At 72.7% G+C, this 22,729-nt stretch carries 18 protein-coding genes; 16 read left to right on the top strand and 2 right to left on the bottom strand.

All coding sequences use genetic code 11. The annotated features are described in order from the left end of the window. Positions 1-8: 8 nt before the first annotated feature. The 9 genes from ACGFT2_RS20610 (at position 9) to ACGFT2_RS20570 (ending at position 11,206) form a co-directional block, all read left to right on the top strand. Positions 9-260, top strand: a complete 252-nt coding sequence (locus tag ACGFT2_RS20610) for a helix-turn-helix domain-containing protein (RefSeq protein WP_393280154.1) — start codon at positions 9-11, stop codon at positions 258-260. A 165-nt stretch (positions 261-425) separates the two neighbouring features. Next, entirely contained in the window at positions 426-1,844 is a 1,419-nt protein-coding gene (locus tag ACGFT2_RS20605) for a hypothetical protein (RefSeq protein WP_393280151.1), read from the top strand. Positions 1,845-2,271: 427 nt separating this feature from the next. Continuing rightward, positions 2,272-3,114 (top strand): nitrilase-related carbon-nitrogen hydrolase, encoded by an 843-nt coding sequence (locus ACGFT2_RS20600; RefSeq protein WP_393280148.1) that lies wholly within the window; start codon positions 2,272-2,274, stop codon positions 3,112-3,114. After that, on the top strand, positions 3,111-4,391 hold the full coding sequence (locus ACGFT2_RS20595; RefSeq protein WP_393280146.1) for an aspartate aminotransferase family protein: 1,281 nt from the start codon (positions 3,111-3,113) through the stop codon (positions 4,389-4,391). Before ACGFT2_RS20600 ends, ACGFT2_RS20595 begins: the two co-directional genes overlap by 4 nt. 40 nt (positions 4,392-4,431) lie before the next feature. Continuing rightward, positions 4,432-6,009 (top strand): PucR family transcriptional regulator, encoded by a 1,578-nt coding sequence (locus ACGFT2_RS20590; RefSeq protein ID WP_393280143.1) that lies wholly within the window; start codon positions 4,432-4,434, stop codon positions 6,007-6,009. 155 nt (positions 6,010-6,164) lie between these two features. Beyond that, a complete protein-coding gene (locus tag ACGFT2_RS20585; RefSeq protein ID WP_393280140.1) occupies positions 6,165-7,007 on the top strand; it encodes a nitrilase-related carbon-nitrogen hydrolase in 843 nt (280 codons plus the stop codon). 115 nt (positions 7,008-7,122) lie between these two features. Next, a complete protein-coding gene (gene hydA / locus ACGFT2_RS20580) occupies positions 7,123-8,526 on the top strand; it encodes a dihydropyrimidinase (RefSeq protein ID WP_393280137.1) in 1,404 nt (467 codons plus the stop codon). Positions 8,527-8,537: 11 nt separating this feature from the next. After that, positions 8,538-9,557: a TIGR03842 family LLM class F420-dependent oxidoreductase gene (locus ACGFT2_RS20575; RefSeq protein WP_393280133.1), complete on the top strand. Its 1,020-nt coding sequence runs from the start codon at positions 8,538-8,540 to the stop codon at positions 9,555-9,557. Positions 9,558-9,679: 122 nt separating this feature from the next. Next, on the top strand, positions 9,680-11,206 hold the full coding sequence (locus ACGFT2_RS20570; RefSeq protein ID WP_393280130.1) for an NCS1 family nucleobase:cation symporter-1: 1,527 nt from the start codon (positions 9,680-9,682) through the stop codon (positions 11,204-11,206). Between the two features lie 110 nt (positions 11,207-11,316). On the opposite strand, the gene ACGFT2_RS20565 is transcribed toward ACGFT2_RS20570, so the two are convergent. Next, the gene (locus tag ACGFT2_RS20565; RefSeq protein WP_393280127.1) at positions 11,317-11,988 is read right to left on the bottom strand and encodes a hypothetical protein; all 672 of its coding nucleotides are present in this window, start codon (positions 11,986-11,988) and stop codon (positions 11,317-11,319) included. Between the two features lie 207 nt (positions 11,989-12,195). Further along, the gene (locus tag ACGFT2_RS20560) at positions 12,196-13,260 is read right to left on the bottom strand and encodes a biotin/lipoate A/B protein ligase family protein (protein WP_393280124.1); all 1,065 of its coding nucleotides are present in this window, start codon (positions 13,258-13,260) and stop codon (positions 12,196-12,198) included. A gap of 119 nt (positions 13,261-13,379) precedes the next feature. Here ACGFT2_RS20560 and ACGFT2_RS20555 point away from each other — a divergent pair, with 119 nt between their 5' ends. From ACGFT2_RS20555 to ACGFT2_RS20525, 7 genes are all read left to right on the top strand, one after another. Then, complete coding sequence (locus tag ACGFT2_RS20555) at positions 13,380-15,191, top strand: gamma-glutamyltransferase family protein (RefSeq protein ID WP_393280122.1); 1,812 nt, start codon at positions 13,380-13,382, stop codon at positions 15,189-15,191. A gap of 208 nt (positions 15,192-15,399) precedes the next feature. Further along, positions 15,400-16,245, top strand: a complete 846-nt coding sequence (locus ACGFT2_RS20550) for an inositol monophosphatase family protein (RefSeq protein ID WP_393280119.1) — start codon at positions 15,400-15,402, stop codon at positions 16,243-16,245. Positions 16,246-16,421: 176 nt separating this feature from the next. Then, positions 16,422-17,831: a phytoene desaturase family protein gene (locus tag ACGFT2_RS20545; RefSeq protein ID WP_393280116.1), complete on the top strand. Its 1,410-nt coding sequence runs from the start codon at positions 16,422-16,424 to the stop codon at positions 17,829-17,831. Next, complete coding sequence (locus ACGFT2_RS20540; RefSeq protein ID WP_393280113.1) at positions 17,828-18,352, top strand: O-acetyl-ADP-ribose deacetylase; 525 nt, start codon at positions 17,828-17,830, stop codon at positions 18,350-18,352. The genes ACGFT2_RS20545 and ACGFT2_RS20540 overlap by 4 nt, the downstream gene beginning before the upstream one ends. Before the next feature lie 371 nt (positions 18,353-18,723). Then, entirely contained in the window at positions 18,724-19,257 is a 534-nt protein-coding gene (locus ACGFT2_RS20535; RefSeq protein WP_393280110.1) for a (2Fe-2S)-binding protein, read from the top strand. Positions 19,258-19,267: 10 nt separating this feature from the next. Further along, positions 19,268-20,329 carry an FAD binding domain-containing protein gene (locus tag ACGFT2_RS20530; RefSeq protein WP_393280108.1) on the top strand — a complete coding sequence of 354 codons (1,062 nt, stop codon included), beginning with the start codon at positions 19,268-19,270 and terminating at the stop codon, positions 20,327-20,329. Further along, entirely contained in the window at positions 20,326-22,557 is a 2,232-nt protein-coding gene (locus ACGFT2_RS20525) for a xanthine dehydrogenase family protein molybdopterin-binding subunit (protein WP_393280105.1), read from the top strand. Before ACGFT2_RS20530 ends, ACGFT2_RS20525 begins: the two co-directional genes overlap by 4 nt. Positions 22,558-22,729 lie beyond the last annotated feature (172 nt).

Genomic DNA, 22,729 nt, shown 5'->3' with positions numbered 1-22,729 from the left:
TGGGTGCCATGGTGCGCACCCCCCTCACTCCGGAAGAGCACGAACGCGGCGAGCGCCTCGGGCGGCTGCTGCGTGCGGCGCGCGGCGACCGGAGCATGGTCGAGATCGCCGCCGAGGCCGGCATCTCGGCGGAGACGCTGCGCAAGATCGAGACGGGGCGTGCGCCGACGCCGGCCTTCTTCACGGTCGCCGCGCTGGCCCGGGTGCTCGGCCTGTCCATGGACGAACTCGTCACCCGGTGCGCGCTGGTGCCCGTCTGAGGCGCCGGCCCGGCCGCCGGAGACGCTCCGCCGTGGGCGTCCCGAACCGGCCACGGTCCACGACCGGGCGTCCGCGTGCTGCCGGAAAACTGTGCGTAGCAGCCCCGTAACACAAGTGGTGTTGCCTACCCACCGGAGTGCTGGCGGTCGGGCGGGAGCTGGGCGATGGCTGTGGATCGACTCCCCGGCGGGGCAAGGGAGTTCGCGAGCTACCTGGACGGGCTCCTGGCGCGTCTCGACCAGGGCTGCGGCTGGTCCGGGGTCTTCTGGCGGCGCGACCCCGAGGGCATGCGCGCCTGCCTCGACGGGCGCGAGGTGCCGCCGTGGGACGTCGTCGAGGCGCTCCTGCAGGATTTCGGAGCGGCCCGCGGTCCCGCGGCCGCGACGGCCGAGCGGCGGCGGGCCCGTACGCTGCACGCCGCCGCGCTCACGGCCCACGACGCCCGGCCGGGCGCCCGGGACGACGTGGCCGGCCGTCTCGGCGCCATGCTCCGCGAGCAGCGGTACGCCGCCGAGCGCCGGGACGAACTGAGCCGCCTGCTGTCGGCGCCGGCCTCCCGTGAAGACGTCGAGTCTCTCCGCCTCGACCTCGCCTGGGCTCATGACGACCACGAGCGGGCGACGGCGCGCTGCACCGAACTCCGGGCCAGACTGCGCGAGTTGGACTCCCGGGCGATGGCTCGCACCACCGGCGCCGCACCACCGCCCGGTCCGGCCGCGGCTCACCCCGCCACGTACCCGCCTCCGGTCCCGGCGCCCCCCACCGCGAACACGCTCTCCGACCCAGGTCACCCCACCGCGAACACGCTCTCCGACTCAGGCCACCCCACCGCGAACACGTCCTCGGGCCCGGCCGGGCCCCGTAGACGTCGCCGTGGCAGTGCCCGGTTCGCCGGGCTGGCCGAGGACGAGGCCGGCGTGGTCGTGCGGCGGGCGCCGGTGGACGTGCCGGCCGACGACGACGGCGGCGGGCTCAGCGCGCCGCGCGGGGCCCGGTTCGCCGGCGCCGCCGCGCCGGACCGGCCGGTACCGGTCCCCGTGGAGTCGCCGGACGCCGGGGCGGCCGAGGCGGTCGGCGAGCTGGTGGACCGGCTCGCCCGGCTGCGGGCCGCGGGGCGCAGTGGGGAGGCGCACGTGCTCCTGGTGGAGGCCACACACTGGCCCACGTCCCGGTTACCGCTGCTCGCCGATGCCCTGCACCGGGCGGGGCTCGGCGCCGACTGGGCCACGCTGCTGTGGGAGGCCGCCGCGCTGCCCGCCGACCGGCTGGTGACCGCCGCCGACGCGCTGGCCGCGGCGGGACGGGCCCACGACGGACGGCAGCTGCTGCGGCAGGGCGTGGCCCGCCCGGCCGAGCAGATCGGCGTGGCCGTGCTGCGGCTGGCCGACGAGGCCCGCGGGCGCGAGGCGCGGGCGCTGCTGGACGCCTGTGTGCGCGTCCGCACCCCGGAGGAGGCCGCCCTCAGTGCGGCCGCCGCCCCCGACCGGCTCGTGCCGCTGCTGCTGGAGGCCGCGCAGGCCGTCTCCGACGAACGGCACTGGGACCTCGTGCACGCCCTGCGGGTCGCGGGACACACCTGGTGACCACGCCGTGCGGGTCGCGGGACACACCTGGTGACCACGCCGTGCGGGTCGCGGGACACACCTGGTGACCGCGCCGTGCGACCGGAACGCCCCGTGGCGCAGCCGCGGGACACGCCTGGTGCCGGCCGGTGTACGAGGGCCGTGCGGGGCCGGAACGCACCCGTGGCGCGGTCGCGGACCGGCTCGTAGGCTCGCAGCGGGTCCGGGCTCACGGTCCGCGGGAGGCCGCGGGCGTGCTCGTCCCGATGTGCCCCGGTCCGCCCCGCGACCGGTGTCCGACGCTCACCCACAGGAGTGTGAAACGTGATCGACTCCGCGGCTTGACGACGATGGTCTTGGCAAGGGCCCCGCGGAGGCTTACTTTCGTCCCTCTACGACCCTGCTCTACGGGCGTAGAGGCTCTGAGGTCGCGTCGAAGGAGCAGCTCATGGCCAACGTCGTCCGCGCCGCTCTGGTCCAGGCCACCTGGACCGGCGACACCGAGTCCATGGTGGCGAAACACGAGGAGCACGCCCGGGAGGCGGCCCGTCGGGGTGCGAAGATCATCGGCTTCCAGGAAGTCTTCAACGCCCCCTACTTCTGCCAGGTCCAGGATCCGGAGCACTACCGCTGGTCCGAGCCGGTGCCCGGCGGGCCGACCGTCCGCCGGATGCGGGACCTCGCCCGCGAGACCGGCATGGTGGTCGTCGTCCCGGTCTTCGAGATCGAGCAGTCCGGGTTCTACTACAACACCGCCGCCGTGATCGACGCCGACGGCACCTACCTCGGCAAGTACCGCAAGCACCACATCCCGCAGGTCAAGGGCTTCTGGGAGAAGTACTACTTCAAGCCGGGCAACCTCGGCTGGCCCGTCTTCGACACCGCCGTCGGCAAGGTCGGCGTCTACATCTGCTACGACCGGCACTTCCCGGAGGGCTGGCGGCAGCTGGGGCTCAACGGGGCGCAGCTGGTCTACAACCCGTCCGCCACGCACCGCGGACTGTCCTCCCACCTCTGGCAGTTGGAGCAGCCCGCCGCAGCCGTCGCCAACGAGTACTTCGTCGCCGCCATCAACCGGGTGGGGCAGGAGGAGTACGGCGACAACGACTTCTACGGCACGAGCTACTTCGTCGACCCGCGGGGACGGTTCGTCGGTGAGACCGGGAGCGACAAGGGCGAGGAACTCCTGGTCCGCGACCTCGACTTCGACCTGATCGAGGAAGTGCGGCAGCAGTGGGCCTTCTACCGTGACCGCCGCCCCGACGCCTACGAAGGGCTGGTACAGCCGTGAACGACCTCTACTCACGCCACCGCAAGGCCCTGCCCGACTGGCTCGCCCTCTACTACGACGACCCGCTGGAGATCACCCACGGCGAGGGACGGCACGTCTGGGACTCGGCCGGCAACCGCTACCTGGACTTCTTCGGCGGCATCCTGACCACGATGACCGCGCACGCACTGCCCGAGGTGACCAAGGCGGTCAGCGAACAGGCCGGCCGGATCATCCACTCCTCGACCCTCTACCTCAACCGGCCGATGGTCGAACTCGCCGAGCGCATCGCCCAGGTGAGCGGAATCCCGGACGCCCGGGTGTTCTTCACCACCTCCGGCACCGAGGCCAACGACACCGCCCTGCTGCTGGCCACCGCCCACCGGCGCAGCAACACCGTGCTGGCCATGCGCAACAGCTACCACGGGCGCTCCTTCAGCACGGTCGGCATCACCGGCAACCGCAGCTGGTCCCCGACCTCGCTGTCCCCGCTGCAGACCCTGTACGTGCACGGCGGCGTCCGCACCCGCGGCCCGTACGCCCATCTCGACGACCGCGCGTTCATCGACGCCTGCGTGGCCGATCTGAGGGACATCCTCGGGCACACCCGGCCGCCCGCCGCGCTGATCGCCGAACCCGTCCAGGGCGTCGGCGGGTTCACGTCCCCGCCCGACGGGCTCTACGCCGCCTTCCGCGAGGTCCTGAAGGAGCACGGCATCCTGTGGATCGCCGACGAGGTGCAGACCGGCTGGGGCCGCACCGGCGAGCACTTCTGGGGATGGCAGGCGCACGACCGCAGCGGTCCGCCCGACCTCGTCACCTTCGCCAAGGGGATCGGCAACGGCATGTCCGTCGGGGGGGTGATCGCCCGCGCCGAGATCATGAACTGCCTGGACGCCAACAGCATCTCGACCTTCGGCGGCACCCAGGTCACCATGGCCGCCGGGCTCGCCAACCTCACCTACCTCCTCGAACACGACCTGCAGGGCAACGCCCGGCGGGTCGGCGGTCTGCTCATCGAGCGGCTGCGGGCCGTCGCCGCCCAGCTGCCCGGTGTGCGCGAGGTGCGCGGACGCGGGCTCATGATCGGCGTCGAGCTGGTGAGACCCGGGACGGACGAGGCCGATCCGCGGGCGGCCGGCACCGTGCTGGAGGCGGCTCGCGAGGGCGGACTGCTCATCGGCAAGGGCGGCGGCCACGACACCAGCGTCCTGCGCGTCGCGCCCCCGCTGTCGCTCACCGTCGCGGAGGCCGAGGAGGGCGCGGCCATCCTCGAAAGCGCGCTGCGGAGCGTGTGACCGCACAGCGAGCCGGCACCACCGAGCGAGGGACACGGCCATGACGACCATCTCGACCGACACGTGGCAGCCGCACGAGCCCGCGCTCTCCGTTCGGCAGGTGCTCAACCTGGAGCGGGTGCTCGCCGGCGAGCCCGAGGTGGTGGCCGGGGCCGGGCAGCTGGACCGGCCTGTGCGCTGGGTGCACGTCGCCGAGGCCGCCGACGTCGGCGTGATGCTCAGCGGCGGCGAGATGGTGCTCACCACCGGAGTCCTCCTCGCCGGGGACGAGGCCAAGCAGGCCGAGTACATCCGCTCCCTGTACCGGGCCGAGGCCGCGGCCGTGGTCCTCGGTCTCGGGCGGGCCTTTCCCACCCCGCCCGCGGTGATGCGGCGGGCCGCCGACCGGTGCGGGCTGCCCATGGTCGTCCTGCACCGGCCCTTCCCCTTCGCCGAGTTGACGGAGGAGGTGCAGTGCCGTCTGGTCCGGCGCAGGTTCGCCGCCGTCAGCCTGTCGGAGACCGTACGCACCGCACTCACCGGGCTGATCACGGCCGGTGCCCCGCTGCAAGGGCTGCTCGACGAGGTCGCCCGGCACAGCGGCTGCCCGGTGGTGGTCACCAACCTCGCCCACCGCGTCCTCGCCACCGCGGGGGAGCGGTCGGCCGCGGACGACGTACTGCGCGACTGGGAGCGGATCGCCCGGCAGGCCGGGGGCAGCGCGGGCGACGGCTGGATCCGCGCCGAACTGGGCGGGCACGGGGAACGGTGGGGCCGGCTGATGCTGTGCGGTTACCGGGGCGACGCGGCCACCGGACGGCTGCTCGCCGACCGCGCCGCCGAGGCCCTGGTGCTGCACCGCATGCTCGGCGGCGGATCCGCGCACACCTGGGAGGAAGAGTCCGCGCAGAGCCTGCTGTCCGACCTGATCTCCGGGATCGTACCGGCCCGTCACCTGCTGCCGCGGGCGCGGGCGGCCGGGCTGCCGGTCAACCGGCGGACCTTCGTCCCGCTCGTGGTACCGGGTGGCGAGCCCGGCCCGCTCGGCCGCGTGCTGCGCATCCTGGGGCTGCCCGGGCTGGTCGCCGAGTCGGCCGGCGGGGCCGCCGCCGTCCTGCTCAGCCTCGCCCGCGACCAGCACGCCGAGGCACTGACCGCGCACTTCGCCACCCGGCTGCGGGCCGAGACCGGTGCGCCGGACACGGTGGTCGCCGCCGCCGACCCGCGCACCGCCTGGGACGACGTACCCGCGGGCCTGCGCGAGGCCCGGCACGTCGCCGACGCCGTGACCGACGCCACCGCCGTCCTCGACCTGCCGGCCGTCGTCCGGCTCAAGGACGTCCACCTGCGCGGGCTGATCCGGCTGCTGCGCGACGACCCGCAGGTGCAGTCCTTCGCCGAACGGGAGCTGGACGGGCTGCTGTGCGACGCCGAACCGGAGCTGCTGGACGTCCTGCGCACCTATCTCGCCACCGGCCGCAACAAGTCCCGTACCGCCCAGCTCCACCACGTCTCCCGGCCCGCCCTCTATCGCCGCCTCGAGGCCATACAGGCCCGCCTCGGCATCGACCTGGACGACTTCGAACAGGCGGCCTCCGTGCACATCGCACTCCTCGCGCACGACGTGCAACAGGGGTGAAACCCGAGACGACCAGCGACAACGGCGGTGAAACATGGGCCCGCACACACGTGACACGGTGGCACGCCCACGGCCCGCAGACGTGACACGCTGCCACTCAAAGGGGACGTGCGGGCTTTCTAGGCTCACGGCACACCGAGCTACCGGAGGCCCCGATGAGCCGAGTGATCCGTGCCGCCCTCTTCCAGACCGCCTGGACCGGCGACAAGGAATCCATGATCCAGGTGCACGAGCAGGCGGCCCGCGACGCCGCCGCACAGGGCGCCCAAGTCCTCTGCTTCCAGGAGCTGTTCTACGGCCCCTACTTCTGCCAGGTGCAGGACAAAGCGTTCTACGAGTACGCCGAGCGGATCCCCGACGGCCCGACCGTCCGGCGCTTCCAGACCCTCGCCCGCGAACTGGGCATCGTCCTGGTCCTGCCCATGTACGAGGAGGAACAGCCGGGCGTGCTCTACAACACCGCCGCGGTGATCGACGCGGACGGCTCCTACCTCGGCAAGTACCGCAAGACCCACATCCCCCAAGTGCAGGGGTTCTGGGAGAAGTTCTACTTCCGGCCGGGCAACAGCGGCTGGCCCGTCTTCGACACGGCCGTCGGCCGGATCGGCGTCTACATCTGCTACGACCGGCACTTCCCGGAAGGCTGGCGGGCGTTGGGCCTGGCCGGTGCCGAGATCGTCTTCAACCCCTCGGCCACCTCGCGCGGGCTGTCCCGCTACCTGTGGCAGCTGGAGCAGCCGGCGGCGGCCGTCGCCAACGAGTACTTCGTCGGAGCGATCAACCGGGTCGGCGTGGAGGACCTCGGCGACAACGACTTCTACGGCACCACCTACTTCGTGGACCCGGAGGCCCGGTTCGTCGGCGAGGTGGCGAGCGACAAGGAGACCGAACTCGTCGTACGCGACCTGGACCTGGCCCGACTCCGCGAGGTCCGCGACCGCTGGCAGTTCTACCGGGACCGGGCGCCCGGGGCGTACGGGCCGCTGACGGCGCCGTAGGAACGCCGGCTCGTACAAGCGCCCTGAAAGGGCGCGGGACCGCATTCGACGTGCGGCCACCGCCGAGCGGGCGCGACCGGCCACACCCGACCCGCACCCACCCAGGAGAGGGACCATGAGCAGTCGTACCGTCATCCGCGGTGGTCTCGTCATCACCGCGTCCGACGAGATCCACGCCGACGTGCTGATCGAGGACGGCCGCATCGCCGCCCTCGCCGCCTCCGGCACCCCCGCCGCCGAGGCGTTCACCGCCGAGCAGGTCATCGACGCCACCGGGAAGTACGTCATCCCGGGCGGCGTCGACGCCCACACCCACATGGAACTGCCGTTCGGCGGCACCTTCGCCTCGGACACCTTCGAGACCGGCACCCGGGCCGCCGCGTGGGGCGGTACGACGACGATCGTCGACTTCGCCGTCCAGAGCGTCGGCCACACCCTGCGCGAGGGCCTGGACGCCTGGCACGGCAAGGCCGAGGGCAACTGCGCCATCGACTACGCCTTCCACATGATCGTCTCCGATGTGAACCAGGAGACCCTCAAGGAGATGGACCTGCTGGTCGAGGAGGGCGTCACCTCGTTCAAGCAGTTCATGGCCTATCCCGGTGTCTTCTACTCCGACGACGGCCAGATCCTGCGCGCCATGCAGCGCTCCGCCGAGAACGGCGGCCTGATCATGATGCACGCCGAGAACGGCATCGCGATCGACGTGCTCGTGGAACAGGCGCTGGCCCGTGGCGAGACCGACCCGCGCTATCACGGCGAGGTCCGCAAGGCCCTGCTGGAGGCGGAGGCCACCCACCGCGCCATCCGGCTGGCCCAGGTGGCCGGAGCCCCCCTGTACGTCGTGCACGTCTCCGCGACGGAGGCGGTGGCCGAGCTGGCACGGGCCCGCGACGAAGGGCTGAACGTCTTCGGCGAGACCTGCCCGCAGTACCTGTTCCTGTCCACCGACAACCTCGCCGAGCCCGGTTTCGAAGGTGCCAAGTACGTGTGCAGCACACCGCTGCGGCCCAAGGAGCACCAGGCCGCCCTCTGGCGGGGACTGCGCACCAACGACCTGCAGGTGGTCTCGACCGACCACTGCCCCTTCTGCTTCACCGGCCAGAAGGAACTGGGACGCGGCGACTTCTCCAAGATTCCCAACGGCCTGCCCGGCGTGGAGAACCGGATGGACCTGCTCCACCAGGCCGTCGTCGACGGGCGCATCTCCCGCCGCCGCTGGATCGAGATCGCCTGCGCCACCCCGGCGCGCATGTTCGGCCTGTACCCGAAGAAGGGCACCATCGCTCCGGGGGCCGACGCGGACGTCGTCGTCTACGACCCGCACGCCGAGCAGCTGATCTCCGCCGAGACCCACCACATGAACGTCGACTACTCGGCCTACGAGGGCAGGCGCGTCACCGGCCGGGTCGAGACCGTGCTCTCGCGCGGTGAGCACGTCATCGACCAGCGGGAGTACACCGGGCGCCCGGGCCACGGCGTGTACACCCCGCGTTCCACCTGTCAGTACCTCAACTAGGAGCGACGCCCATGGACTTCGGACTCGTTCTGCAGACCGACCCGCCCGCCTCCCGCGTCGTCAGCCTGATGAAGCGGGCCGAACGCAACGGCTTCGGCTACGGCTGGACCTTCGACTCCTCCGTGCTGTGGCAGGAACCGTTCGTGATCTACAGCCAGGTCCTCGCCAACACCACGAGGCTGAAGGTCGGCCCGATGGTCACCAACCCCGGCACCCGCACGTGGGAGGTCACCGCCTCCACCTTCGCCACCCTCAACGACATGTTCGGCAACCGCACGGTCTGCGGCATCGGCCGCGGCGACTCCGCGATGCGTGTCGCCGGCCGCGCGCCCAACACCCTCGCCCGGATCAGCGAGGCCATGAAGGTCATCCGTGCCCTCGGCAGCGGCGAGGAGGCCGACCTCGGCGGCACGAAGATCCGGTTCCCCTGGATCAAGGAGGGCGCCGAACTCCCGGTCTGGATGGCCGCCTACGGTCCGAAGGCGCTGAAGATGACAGGTGAGGAGGCCGACGGGTTCATCCTCCAGCTCGCCGACCCGTATCTGACGGAGTACATGGTGAAGGCCGTCAGGGAGGCGGCGGTCGCCGCCGGCCGGGACCCGGCGGAGGTGACGGTCTGCGTCGCGGCTCCCGCCTACGTCACCGACGACGACTCGCCCGAGGCCATCGCCCACGCCCGCGAAGAGTGCCGCTGGTTCGGCGGCATGGTCGGCAACCACGTCGCCGACCTGGTCGCCAAGTACGGCGAGCACTCCGACCGGATCCCCGCGGAACTCACCGACTACATCAAGGCACGGCAGGGCTACGACTACGCCCATCACGGACGCAGCGGCAACCCGGACACCCGGTTCGTGCCCGACGAGATCGTGGACCGGTTCTGCGTCATCGGCCCCGTCGAGAAGCACGTCGAGAAACTGAAGGCGCTGCGCGCGCTGGGCGTCGACCAGTTCGCGGTGTACGACATGCACGACGCGCAGGAGGCCACGATCGACGCCTACGGCCGGCACGTCATCCCCGCCCTCAACGCCTGACCCCCCTCCCGGGTCCGAGTTCCCCCCCCCACGCCCCTCTTGGTCTCCCCTCCCCGCCGTCCCGGGGAGGGGGCTGGTGCCCGCGCGGCCTGTCCCGAACCCTCTCCCCGATTGGCCAGCCCATGACCGACACCGCTCCCACGGCCATACCGACATCCGGCCAAGTCACCCTGCCCGACGGGCGCGTGGAACTCGCCCCCGGCACTCCGCCGCCCAGCGGCCCGTACGCCAACGAGGACCTCCTCCCGGTCCCCGCGGCGGGGCGCACGTGGACGACGTACAACTTCTCCGCCCTGTGGGTCGGCATGGCCCACAACACCGCCTCGTGGACCCTGGCCTCCGGGCTGATCGCGGTGGGCATGGACTGGAAACAGGCCGTGTTCACCATCGCCCTCGCCAATCTGATCGTGCTGGTGCCGATGCTGCTGACCGGGCACGCGGGCCCCAAGTACGGCATCCCCTTCCCGGTGTTCGCCCGCGCCTCCTTCGGCGTGCGCGGCGCCAACCTGCCCGCGGTGGTGCGGGCGTTGGTGGCCTGCGGCTGGTTCGGCATCCAGACCTGGATCGGCGGCGAGGCGATCTACTTCCTCGCCGGCAAGCTGATCGGCGACGGCTGGGCGAACGCCTCGCACATCGGCGGCCACGCGTGGACCATGTGGCTGTCCTTCGCGATCTTCTGGGCCCTCCAGGTCGCGATCATCCACCGGGGCATGGAGACGATCCGCCGCTTCGAGAACTGGGCGGCGCCCTTCGTGATCCTCGGCGCGCTGGTCATGCTGTGGTGGATGAGCAGCAAGGCCGGCGGCGTCGGCCCGCTCTTCGGCCAGCCGTCGGCACTGGGCTGGGGCGCCGACTTCTGGAAGCTGTTCTGGCCCGCCCTGATGGGCATGATCGGCTTCTGGTCCACGCTGTCGCTGAACATCCCCGACTTCACCCGGTACGGAAAGAGCCAGAAGGCGCAGACCTGGGGCCAGGCGCTCGGCCTGCCGACCACGATGACCCTGTTCGCGTTCCTCTCCGTGCTCGTCACGTCCGGTTCGCAGGCGGTGTACGGCAAGCCGGTCTGGGACCCGGTCCAGCTCGCCGCCAAGACGGACAACGTGGTCGGCCTGCTCTACGCCCTGGTCACCGTGCTGGTCGCCACCCTGTCCGTGAACATCGCGGCCAACCTGGTCTCGCCGGCCTTCGACTTCTCCAACCTCGCGCCCAGGAAGGTGAGTTTCCGCGGCGGGGCACTGATCACCGCCGTTCTCGCCGTGCTGATCTTCCCCTGGAAGCTGTACTCCGACCCGCAGGGCTACATCTTCACCTGGCTCGGGCTGGTCGGCGGCCTGCTCGGCACGGTGGCGGGCATCCTCGTCGCCGACTACTGGCTGCTGCGCCGCACCCGCCTCGATCTCGCCGACCTGTACCGCACGGGCGGCCGCTACTGGTACACGGGCGGCTGGAACTGGCGGGCGGTGGCGGCCTTCCTGGTGGGCGGCGTGCTCGCGATCGGCGGCGCCGACTTCGAGCCCCTGATCGACGGCCGTCCCGTTCCCGCGCTGTCCGCGCTCGCCGACTACGGCTGGGCGGTGGGACTCGGCACCTCCCTGGTGCTGTACCTGGCGCTCACCCGGCTCACCGGCGGCAGGACGGCGACAGACTGAAGGGCGGCGGCCTGAGGCCGGTGGCCCGAGGGCCGCGGTCCTTCGGGCGGCGATCCGGGTGCCATGGTCCGCCGTGGTCCGAGGGCCCGTGTCCGCGTCACGGGGGGGGGTCAGCTCGGCTGTCCGCTCCCCAGCGCGCCGACCGCGGCCTTCGCCGCCTTGATGGCCCCCTTGTTGATCTCGTCCGTGCTCGGGGCCTTCTTCGTCTCGAAGTCGCTGCCGTTGAAGGTGACGATCACCAGGGCGTTGGCGGCCCGCACCATCACCACGCCCTCGCGGGTCTGCTGCCTGTCCTCCGTGGTGAGGTCGACGACGGAGTACGCGGAGTCCCCGAGTCCCGGAACGGCCCCGCCGCCGCTCTTCTCGCCGACCCGCTGCTCGTACTCCCGCTTCGCCTCCGGTGCCGAGTCGCTGATCTCGAACGACACGTCCAGCCAGCGGTAGTCGTAGCCCTGGAGCGCGTTCCATGAACAGGTGCGGCGCAGGGCGGTGTCCGTCGAGGGGATCTCCTTACCCGCCGTCTTCGCCCCGGGCACCAGCGACTTGACGGTGCCCGCGGGCACGCTGGAGCACGGGGCGGGCGCGGAGGCGTACACCTTGGCCGCCGCGGTGGACGACGGGGCGGCGGAGGAGGAGCCGGCCGGCTTCTCCTGGGACGCCGGCCGGTGTGCGGCGGCGGGCGGCGCGGCCGGGCCGGACGTCAGCGCCCAGCCGGCGCAGGCCAGGACCGCGACCGGCGTGAGACGCGCGGTGAGGGCGAGCGGCAGAGGAAGAGAACGCACGGCGCACTTCTCGTGGGGGAGGGGGTGGGGAAGGGGTCCGCGGGGTGGACGGGGACGACAGTGTCACACGACTGCCTGTGCGGCGGAAGGGCGAACTCGCTGCGTGCCCGGGCGATCACGACAGCGCGTTCACGAGGTACCGCTCTGCCCCTTATGCCGTCGCGATGCCGTCGAAACGGCGACGCGACGCCGTCGGACGGACGGCCGTCACGGCACTCTCGCCGTCCACTGCGCGGAGGTGAACTTGGTCCGCGCCAGCTCCTCGGCCCGGGCCAGCTCGGCATCGGTGATCTCGCCCTGCGCCAGTCCGTACCGCGCGCGGAACGATTCGATCATCCGGTCGATGACCGCCTCGCGCGGCAGTCCGGTCTGCCGGCGCAGCGGATCGACCCGCTTCTTCGCGCTCCCGGTGCCCTTGTCGGACAGCTTCTCCCGCCCGATCCGCAGCACCTCGACCATCTTGCCGGCGTCGATGTCGTACGACATGGTCACGTGGTGCAGCACGGCACCCGGTGCGCCACCGGGGCCGACGATCCGCTTCTGCGCCGCGCCCGCGATCTTGCCCTGGTCGGTGGCGATGTCGTTCAGCGGCTGGTACCAGGCCCGGATGCCCATGTCGCCCAGGGCGCCCAGCACCCAGTCGTCCAGGTAGGCGTAACTGTCCTGGAACGACAGGCCCTGCACCAGGGACTCGGGCACCGACAGCGAGTAGGTGATCGTGTTGCCGGGCTCCACGAACATCGCCCCGCCGCCGGAGATCCGGCGCACCACCTCGACGCCGTGCCGCGCGGCGCCCTGCGGGTCGACCTCGTTGCGCAGGGACTGGAAGCTGCCGATGATCACCGAGGGGGCGGCCCACTCCCACACCCGCAGCGTCGGCGGCCGGCGGCCCGCGGCGACCTCCGCGGTCAGCACCTCGTCCAGCGCCATGTGCAGGGCCGGGGACTGCGGGCCCTCGTGGATCAGCTGCCAGGCGTAGTCCGTCCAGTCCGTGGCGTGCGCGAGGGCCCGGCGCACCGCGATCGCCACGCCCTCGGCGGTCAGGCCGTACATCACCGTCCCGGTGGGCAGCGCCGCCTCGACGCGTGCGGCGAGCCCCGCCGCGTCGGTGTCCGCCGGAGCACCCTCCAGCGCGCCGTTCATCGCGTCCAGCGCCTCGTCCGGCTCCAGGAAGAAGTCCCCCGCCACCCGCACGCGCCGCAGCACACCGTCCTCGGCGTCCACGTCCACGACGACGAGCTTGCCGCCCGGCACCTTGTACTCACCGTGCACCCTCTGGGCCTCCGTTCCCGCTGTACGAGATCAACGTGGGGCGCGGCGGGGGTGTTCCCGGGCGGCGGCCATGTCCGTACGATCACCCGAAGGACGTACCCGAGCCGAGGAGCGCGCTGTTGTTCACCACCCGGCCGACCCTCCAGGGGACCTTCGGCATGGCGTCCTCCACCCACTGGCTCGCCTCGCAGTCGGCGATGGCGGTCCTGGAGGACGGCGGCAACGCCTTCGACGCCGCGGTGGCCGGGGCGTTCGTGCTGCACGTGGTGGAGCCGCATCTGAACGGGCCCGCCGGCGAGGTGCCGATCCTGCTCGCCCCGGCGGGCGGTGCGGTGCGCGTGCTGTGCGGGCAGGGCGTGGCCCCGGCGGGCGCCACGGCCGCGCACTACCGCGGACTCGGCCTCGACCTCGTCCCCGGCACCGGACCGCTCGCGGCCGCCGTGCCCGGCGCCTTCGACGCCTGGCTGACGCTCCTGCGCGACCACGGCACCAAGTCCCTCGACGACGTCCTGAAGTACGCCGTCGGCTACGCCGAGCACGGGCACCCGCCCGTGGAGAACGTCGGTGCGACGGTGGAGGCCGTACGGGAGCTGTTCGAGACGGAGTGGACGTCGTCGGCGGAGGTCTACCTGCCCGGCGGCCGGGCACCCCGGCCCGGCGAGCTGCTGCGCAACCCCGCCCTGGCGGCCACCTGGAAGCGGCTGCTCGCCGAGACCGCCGGGGCCGGTGGCCGGGAGGCCAGGATCGACGCCGCGCGCGAGGTGTGGCGTTGCGGCTTCATCGCCGAGGCCCTGGTACGGCAGTCCGGGCGGCCCACTCTGGACACCAGCGGCGCACGGCACACCGGCACCCTCACCGAGGCCGACCTGGCCGGCTGGACGGCGGCCTACGAGACGCCGGTGACGTACGACTGGAACGGCTGGACCGTGTGCAAGGCGGGCCCCTGGAGCCAGGGCCCCGCTCTGCTGCAGCAGCTCGCCCTGCTCCCGTCCGAGCTGCCCGCCCACGGCTCCGCCGACTACGTGCACCTGCTGATCGAGGGCTGCAAGCTCGCCATGGCCGACCGCGAGGCCTGGTACGGCGACGCGGCCGACGTTCCGCTCGCCGGCCTCCTCTCGGACGACTACAACGCCGCACGACGGGCCCTGATCGGCGCGCAGGCATCCTACGAGCTGCGCCCCGGCAGTCCCGGAGGGCGCACCCCGCGCCTGCCGGCACTGGCCCACACGCGCGTGGAGCCCGCCGCCGGATTCGACCCGATGGGCGCGGGGGAGCCGACCGTCGCCGAGATCCCCGGCGAGCCGTACGTGGCGGTCGACGGCGCCACCCGCGGCGACACCTGTCATCTCGACGTGGTGGACCGCTGGGGCAACATGATCGCGGCCACCCCGAGCGGCGGCTGGCTCCAGTCCAACCCGGTCGTGCCCGAGCTGGGCTTCCCGCTCGGCACCAGGCTGCAGATGACCTGGCTGGAGGAGGGGTTGCCGAACACCCTCACCCCCGGCCGCCGCCCCCGTACGACCCTCACGCCGTCCCTCGCGCTGCGCGACGGGGTGCCGGTCATGGCGTTCGGCACGCCCGGCGGCGACCAGCAGGACCAGTGGCAGCTGCACTTCCTCCTCGCCGCCGCCCTGCGCGCCCCCGTCCGCGGCGGCCTGGACCTGCAGGGCGCCATCGACGCCCCGAACTGGCACAACGACAGCTTCCCCAGCTCCTTCCACCCTCGCGGCCGCCGCCCCGGCAGCGTGACCCTGGAGTCCCGTACGGACGCAGCCGTGATCGAGGAACTGCGGCGACGCGGCCACGACGTCACCGTCGGTCCAGCCTGGTCGGAAGGCCGCCTGTGCGTGGTCGCGCGGGACCCGGAGACCGGCGTCCTGTCGGCGGCGGCCAACCCGCGCGGGATGCAGGGGTACGCGGTGGGCCGCTGACGCTGCCCGGTTTCTCATGCCGCCGGGCTTCTGAGGAGAGGGCTGCCGGCCAGGCCGGGCTGCGGACGAGGCCGGGCGCTGACGAGGCCGCGCCTTCGATGAGGCCCGGCCCGCGCGGGTCACGTCCGGCCCCGGTCCTTCATCCCGATTCCACCTCGCGTGCACCGGGCGGGCGGGTGTTGTCAGTGCCGCATGTTCTCATGGAGAAATGATCGAAGACATGGAAACCATCGACGAGTTTCTCACCCGCTGCCCGCACGACGTGGAAGAAGCGGTCCGCAAGGCGGCCGCGGCCGAGATCCTGCCCCGCTTCCGCCGCCTCGCCGAGCACGAGGTGGACCAGAAGAGCGGACCGCACGACCTGGTGACGGACGCCGACCGGCTCGCCGAGCTGCGGCTCACCGAGGACCTCCGGTCACTGCTGCCCGGTTCCGTCGTGGTCGGCGAGGAGGCGGTGCACGCCAACCCCGCGACCTACGACGCGCTCCAGGGCGACGCCCCGGTGTGGATCGTGGACCCGGTCGACGGCACCCGCCAGTTCGTGCACGGCGACGACGGCTTCTGCACGCTGGTCGCCCTCGCCCACCGCGGCGTCGTCGTCGCCTCATGGACCTATGCGGCGGCACGCGACCGGTTCGCCACCGCCCTCCGTGGCCGGGGCGCCTTCCTCGACGGCGAGCGGCTGTTCGCGGGCCCGCCCGCGCCCGGCCGGGACCTGGCCGTCGCCACCTCCCACCCCGACTACACGACCGACGAGCAGAAGCGCTCCCTGCGCGCGCTGTGGACCGACGGCGTCGCCCCCCGGCCCTGCGGATCCGCGGGCCTCGAATACCTCGCCGTGGCCCGGGGCGAGTTGGACGCCGTGGCCTTCTCCTGGGAGGCCGCCTGGGACCACGCGGCCGGCCTGCTCCTGGTCGAGGAGGCGGGCGGTGCGCACAGCACGCTCAGCGGCGAGCCGTTCCGGGTGACCGGCGGCAACGCACTGCCGTTCACCGCCGCCCGCGACGCCGCCACCGCCCGCCGGCTGGCCGACCTGCTGCGCACGGCGGTCTGAGGGCATCGGCGCGCCCCCCCCGGGGCGGGAGCCGACGCTCCGGGCGGGCATTCCGCTGGGCCCGTCGGCCGGCCGGGGCGCCGGCCGCGGGCCACCCGGGCCGGGGAGTGCCGGCCCCGCGGCATATCCTGACCGGACTGGCCATCGGCTGACGAAGGGGTCCGAAGGTGCCGTCGATGCTCGATGCGGTCGTGGTGGGAGCGGGACCGAACGGACTGACGGCTGCCGTGGAGCTGGCCCGCCGCGGGTTCTCGGTCGCCCTCTTCGAGGCGAAGCCGACCGTGGGTGGCGGCGCCCGCACCGAGGAGCTGACCCTGCCCGGCTTCCGGCACGACCCGTGCTCGGCCGCCCACCCCCTCGGCATCAACTCGCCCGCCTTCCGCGCCCTGCCCCTGGAGCGCTACGGCCTGGAGTGGCTGCACGCCGAGCTGCCGATGGCACACCCGTTCCTCGACGGCAGCGCGGCCGTGCTGTCCCGGTCGGTGGCCCAGACCGCGGCGTCCTTCGGGCCGCGGGACGCGGGCGCGTACCGCAGACTCGTCGAGCCGTTCCTGCCCCACTGGGACACCCTGGTACGCGACTTCATGTCCCTGCCGCTGACCGCGCTCCCGCGCGATCCCGTCACCCTCGCGCGCTTCGGCCTGGCCGGGCTGCCGCCGTCCACCTGGCTGATGCGCCGATTCAGGGACGACCGGGCCAAGACCCTCTTCGCCGGCCTGGTCGCGCACGTGATGGCTCCGCTCGGCGGCCTGGCCACCGGCGCCATCGGCCTGGTGTTCGCCCTGGCCGCGCACGCGCGCGGCTGGCCGGTGCCCCGCGGCGGCTCGCAGGCGATCTCCGACGCCCTCGCCGCCCACTTCAGGGACCTCGGCGGTGCCGTGCACACCGATTACGAGGTCAAGCGACTGGACGACCTGCCACCGGCCCGCGCCTACGTCTTCGACACCTCACCCACCGCGCTCGCCCGCATCGCCGGCCTCGGCGACCACTACGCGAACTACCGGTACGGCCCCAGCGTCTTCAAGATCGACTACGCGCTGGACGGCCCGGTGCCCTGGACCGCGCCCGAGGCCCGCGCCGCCGGAACCGTCCAGATCGGCGCGAGCAGTGCCGAGATCGGCACCGCCCTGCGCGCCGCCTCCCGCGAGGGCCGCGCCCCGGGCCGCCCCTTCATGATCACCGTGCAGCCCAGCGTCGTCGACCCCGGCCGGGCCCCCGAGGGCAAGCACGTCTTCTGGGCCTACGGCCACGTCCCGAACGGCTGGTCCGGCGACCTCACCGACGCCATGGAACGCCAGCTGGAGCGCTTCGCCCCCGGCTTCCGCGACCGGGTACTCGCCCGCGCCGTGGCCGGCCCCGCCGAGATGGCCGCCCGCAACGCCAACTACGTCGGCGGCGACATCGCCTGCGGCGCGGCCTCCGGACTCCAGCTCCTGCTGCGCCCCAAGCTGTCCCCGTTCCCGTACCACACCCCCCACCCGGCAGTGTTCATCTGCTCCTCGGCCACCCCGCCGGGGCCGGGCGTGCACGGCATGTCGGGGCACAACGCGGCCAAGGCCGTCTGGCGGAGGCTGAGGCAGACATGACCATCACCATCACGCTCGTGCGGGGCGACATCACCCGCCAGCACGCCGACGCGATCGTCAACGCCGCCAACTCCTCCCTCCTCGGCGGCGGGGGAGTGGACGGCGCGATCCACCGCCGGGGCGGCCCCGCCCTCCTCGAGGACTGCCGCAGGCTGCGTGCCTCCCGGTACGGCGGCGGGCTGCCCACCGGGCAGGCGGTCGCCACCACGGCGGGCGAGCTCGACGCCCGCTGGGTGATCCACACGGTGGGCCCGGTCTGGTCCGCCACCGAGGACCGCTCCGACCTGCTCGCCGCCTGCTACCGGGAGTCCCTCCGGGTGGCCGACGAACTCGGCGCCCGCACGGTCGCGTTCCCGGCCGTCTCCACCGGTGTGTACCGGTGGCCCATGGACGACGCGGCACGCATCGCCGTGGGCACGGTCCGTAACACACCGACGGCCGTCGAGGAGGCACGCTTCGTCCTCTTCGACGAGCGGGCGTACGAGGCGTTCGCCCGGGAGGCCGGCGACGGGGCCGGCTGACGGCGCCGCGACCGCTCGCCCCTCACCGGGGTGGACAACAGCCTCAGGCAAAGCCCCGGTTCACCGGATTCAATGTGCCGCGCCGGCACCGGTTTCGGCCCGGGTGGTGTACACGGCGGAGCGCGGGACGCTGTCCGCCGCGGCTTCGGCACCGGTTGCGTGGAACACATCGAAGGAGAGTCCGCAAGACGCGGCCCGGACGCCCTCCGCATGCCGGAACCGCATGAGCAAGCCATCGTCGCCCGCGCAGGGGCCCCGGCTGCCGCGGGCCCCGGGGGACTCCCGCGCGACGCCGCTCGTACCGGGATCCCACGGTTGCAGCACCTATGAGGCGGTATGAGGATGAAAACGTCCGATGCTGGAGGTGCCCCATGTCTGTACACGGTCCGGCCCTCACCGAGCGTGGGCGCGTCATCGAGGAGCGCGGTCCGGGCCCGGTGAGGGTCACCTTGACGGTGAACGGCGCCGAACGCTCCGTGGAGATCGAGCCCCGGGTCAGCCTGCTCGACGCTCTGCGCGAGCACCTCGCCCTCACCGGCGCCAAGAAGGGGTGCGACCAGGGCACCTGCGGCGCCTGCACCGTCTGGGTGGACGGCAGGCGCGTGCTGGCCTGCCTGACGCTCGCTGTGACGTGCGAGGGGCACGAGGTGACCACGATCGAGGGACTCACCGAAGCCGAAGGGGGCGAACTGCACGCCGTACAAGAGGCGTTCATCACCGAGGACGCCTTCCAGTGCGGCTACTGCACACCCGGCCAGATCATGTCGGCCGTGGCACTGCTGAAGGAGGGCCACGCGAACGACGACGCCGAGATCAAGGAGTGGATGAGCGGCAACATCTGCCGCTGCGCCGCCTACCCCCACATACGGGCCGCGATCCGCGCTGTCCGCGACAACGGATCCTAGGAGCTCTGCCGTGCGGCCGATCAGCTACTCCCGAGCCACCGACACCGCGACCGCGGTCGCCGCCGTCAGCGCCGATCCCACCAGCGACTTCCTCGCCGGCGGCACCACCGAGATCGATCTGCTCCGGCAGAACGTCCTGCACCCTCGGCGCCTTGTCGACATCAACGGCCTTCCGCTGACCGGCATCGAGACGACCCCCGAGGGGGGCCTGCGGATCGGTGCCCTCGCCCGGATGAGCGAGGTCGCGGCGTCACCCACGGTGCGCGAACGGTTCCCGCTGATCAGCCAGGCCCTGGAACTCGGCGCCTCGGCACAGTTGCGTCACATGGCGTCCATGGGAGGTAACCTGCTGCAACGGGCGCGGTGTTCGTACTACCGGGACGCGGTGTCACCCTGCAACAAGCGCGATCCGGGCACCGGCTGCTCGGCCGTCGAGGGGTTCAGCCGTGGCCACGCCGTGCTGGGCACCAGTGAGCACTGCATCGCCACCCACCCCTCGGACGTGGCCGTGGCGCTGATGGCCGTCGACGCCCGGGTGCACACGCTGGGACCGCAGGGCGAGCGGGCCTACGAGTTCGACGACTTCTTCCTGCCGCCCGGGGACTCCCCGCACCGTGAGCACCCGATGGAGCACGGCGAACTGATCACCGCGATCGAGGTGCCCGCGATGCCCCTGGCGCGCCACTCGCTCTATCTGAAGGTGCGGGACCGCGAGAGCTACGAGTTCGCGCTCGTCTCGGTGGCGGCGGCGGTGTCCGTGGTGGACGGCACCATCGCGGACGTACGGGTGGCGCTGGGAGGGGTGGCCACGAAACCCTGGCGGGCCCGGCGGGTCGAGGACTTCCTGATCGGGGCGCGGGTGAACCGGGGCAACTTCGCCCAGGCGGCCCGGGTGGAGCTGATCGAAGCCCGGCCGACCCGCATGAACGCGTTCAAGATCGAACTCGCCCAGCGTGCCGTCGTGCGTGCCCTGGAGACCCTGACCGACGGCGACGGCGACGGCGACGGCGACGGCGGCGTCCACGGCGATGCCCACGGCGATGGCGACGGCAGTGGCAGGAGCCCGGCATGACGACCGCGACGGCAATAGGACAGCCCCTCGACCGCGTCGACGGCCGCTCCAAGGTCACCGGCAGCGCCCGCTACTCCGCCGAGATACCGGTCCCCGGCATGGTGTACGCCTGTCTGGTCGGGTCCCGCATCGCGAACGGCCGCGTCACCGGCATCGACACGACCGCCGCCCTGGAGGAGGAGGGCGTGCTCGCCGTCCTCACCCACCAGAACCTGCCGAGGATCGCCGAGCAGCCGCCACTGATCCCCTCGCTGGCCGGCACCGCGGCGCCCGGGCAGACCTTCTTCCCCATGCAGGACGACGTGATCCACTACGCGGGCCAGCACCTCGCGATCGTCGTGGCCGACACCTGGGAGCGGGCCCAGCACGCGGCGAGCGCGGTGCGCGTCCACTACGCGGAGACGCGGCCGGTCACCACGCTGGAGCAGGGCCGTGACCAGGCGTACGTGCCCGATCGCATCTTCGGCGGCTGGCTGCCGGGCCGGGTCGGGCGCGGGGACGTCGAGGCGGGCCTCGCCGAGGCGGACGTACGGGTGGAGGCGACCTTCACGTACGCCGCGAACAACCACAACCCCCTGGAGGCCTCCGGAACCACGGCCGAGTGGGACGGCGACGAGCTGGTGCTGTACGACTCGACCCAAGGGGTCAACGCCACCCAGATCACCGTCGCCCGGCTGCTCGGCGTCCCGCTGTCGAAGGTCCGGGTCGTCAGCCACTTCGTGGGCGGCAGCTTCGGCTCCAAGGCCATGATCCACAACCATGCGGCTCTGGCCGCGATGGCCGCACGGGAGGTCGGCAGGCCGGTCAGACTGGTGCTGACCCGCGAGCAGATGTTCACGTCGGTCGGGCATCGCGAGGAGCAGGAGCAGCACATCGCCCTGGGTGCGACGCGCGACGGCCGGCTGACCGCGATCAGGCATCACAAGCTGTCGCCGACCTCGCACTTCGACGACTGGGCCGAGCCCTCGATCGGTGTCACGTCGGAGATCTACGCCTGCCCGAACTTCGACGGCGTCTACCGGATCTTCCGGGCCAACACGATGACCCCGACGTTCATGCGGGCCCCCGGCGAGGCGACCGGCATGCTCGCGCTGGAGTGCGCGATGGATGAACTCGCCCACGAACTCGGCCTGGATCCCATCGAGTTGCGGCTGCGCAACCACGCCGACGTGAGCCCCTCGTCCGGCCTGCCCTGGTCCAGCAGCGGCCTGCGGGAGTGCTACCGGCGCGGCGCCGCGCGCTTCGGCTGGGAGGGCCGTGACCCTCGGCCGGGCGTGCGGCGCGAGGGTGACTGGCTGATCGGCACGGGTATGGCCAGCGCCGGCTATCCGGTGGCCCCGCCCGCCAATCCGCAGCGCGCGCGGGCCCGCGTGTACGCCGACGGCACCGCCGTCGTCCAGGCCGCCACGCCCGACTTCGGCACGGGTGTCGCCACGGTCATGACCCAGGTCGCCGCCGACGCCCTCGGGCTGCCGGTGGACCGCTGCCGGTTCGAGAACGGCGACACGGACCTGCCGAACATCGCGGCCGCGGTGGGCTCCGCGGGCGCGGGCATGATCAGCGCGGCCGTGCACAGTGCCGGGACCGCTCTGCGCAACCAGCTCATCGGCCGTGCCGTCGCGGACGCGAACTCCCCGCTCCACGGGGCCGACCCGCTCGACGTGGTCGCGCGGGACGGGCTGCTGACCGCCGGGACCGCCGCGGACTCCTACGCCGATCTGCTGCAGCGCAACTTCCAGCCCGACGCCGAGGCGTCCGGGGCGTGGAGTCCGCCGGGCCGGGACCCGGAATTCGCGATGATGACCTTCGGGGCGCAGTTCGCCGAGGTGGCCGTGGACGCGGAGCTCGGACTGGTCCGGGTACGGCGGATGGCCGGGGCTTTCGCCCCCGGCCGGGTGCTCAACCCCAAGACCGCGCGGAGCCAGCTGATGGGCGGCATGCTCTGGGGTCTGGGACAGGCACTGCTGGAGGCCAACCACACCCATCCGCGCACCGGCCACTGGGCCAGCGCCAGCCTGGGGGAGTACCTCGTCGCCGTCAACGCCGACGCCCCCGACGTCGACGTCGACCTGATCGAGGTCGAGGACGACGTGGTGAATCCGCTGGGCGTCAAGGGCGTGGGCGAGATCGGTCAGGTCGGTGCCGCGGCGGCGATCGTGAACGCCGTCCACCACGCGACCGGCAGGCGGATGCGGACCATACCGATCACCATCGAGGACCTGCTGTGAGCTCCGGCGGTCCCGGCGTCCCGGTTCCGCCCGCCCGGTCCCGGTAGCTCCTGCGTTCCGCCCGCCCGGTGACGGTGGCCCCTGCGTTCCGCCTGCCCGGTGACGGTGGCCCCTGCGTTCCGCCTGCCCGGTGACGGTGGCCCCTGCGTTCCGCCTGCCCGGTGACGGTGGC

This window comes from Streptomyces sp. NPDC048514, from assembly GCF_043199955.1.
In the GTDB taxonomy this organism is placed as follows: Bacteria; Actinomycetota; Actinomycetes; order Streptomycetales; family Streptomycetaceae; genus Streptomyces.
This window is presented reverse-complemented; position numbering and strand designations above follow the sequence as displayed.

Bases quoted from the DNA above. Each gene is read 5' to 3' on its own strand.
- ACGFT2_RS20610 (WP_393280154.1), top strand. From the start codon at position 9: ATGGTGCGCACCCCCCTCACTCCGGAAGAGCACGAACGCGGCGAGCGC.
- ACGFT2_RS20605 (WP_393280151.1), top strand. From the start codon at position 426: ATGGCTGTGGATCGACTCCCCGGCGGGGCAAGGGAGTTCGCGAGCTAC.
- ACGFT2_RS20600 (WP_393280148.1), top strand. From the start codon at position 2,272: ATGGCCAACGTCGTCCGCGCCGCTCTGGTCCAGGCCACCTGGACCGGC.
- ACGFT2_RS20590 (WP_393280143.1), top strand. From the start codon at position 4,432: ATGACGACCATCTCGACCGACACGTGGCAGCCGCACGAGCCCGCGCTC.
- ACGFT2_RS20585 (WP_393280140.1), top strand. From the start codon at position 6,165: ATGAGCCGAGTGATCCGTGCCGCCCTCTTCCAGACCGCCTGGACCGGC.
- hydA (WP_393280137.1), top strand. From the start codon at position 7,123: ATGAGCAGTCGTACCGTCATCCGCGGTGGTCTCGTCATCACCGCGTCC.
- ACGFT2_RS20575 (WP_393280133.1), top strand. From the start codon at position 8,538: ATGGACTTCGGACTCGTTCTGCAGACCGACCCGCCCGCCTCCCGCGTC.
- ACGFT2_RS20570 (WP_393280130.1), top strand. From the start codon at position 9,680: ATGACCGACACCGCTCCCACGGCCATACCGACATCCGGCCAAGTCACC.
- ACGFT2_RS20550 (WP_393280119.1), top strand. From the start codon at position 15,400: ATGATCGAAGACATGGAAACCATCGACGAGTTTCTCACCCGCTGCCCG.
- ACGFT2_RS20545 (WP_393280116.1), top strand. From the start codon at position 16,422: ATGCTCGATGCGGTCGTGGTGGGAGCGGGACCGAACGGACTGACGGCT.
- ACGFT2_RS20540 (WP_393280113.1), top strand. From the start codon at position 17,828: ATGACCATCACCATCACGCTCGTGCGGGGCGACATCACCCGCCAGCAC.
- ACGFT2_RS20535 (WP_393280110.1), top strand. From the start codon at position 18,724: ATGTCTGTACACGGTCCGGCCCTCACCGAGCGTGGGCGCGTCATCGAG.
- ACGFT2_RS20525 (WP_393280105.1), top strand. From the start codon at position 20,326: ATGACGACCGCGACGGCAATAGGACAGCCCCTCGACCGCGTCGACGGC.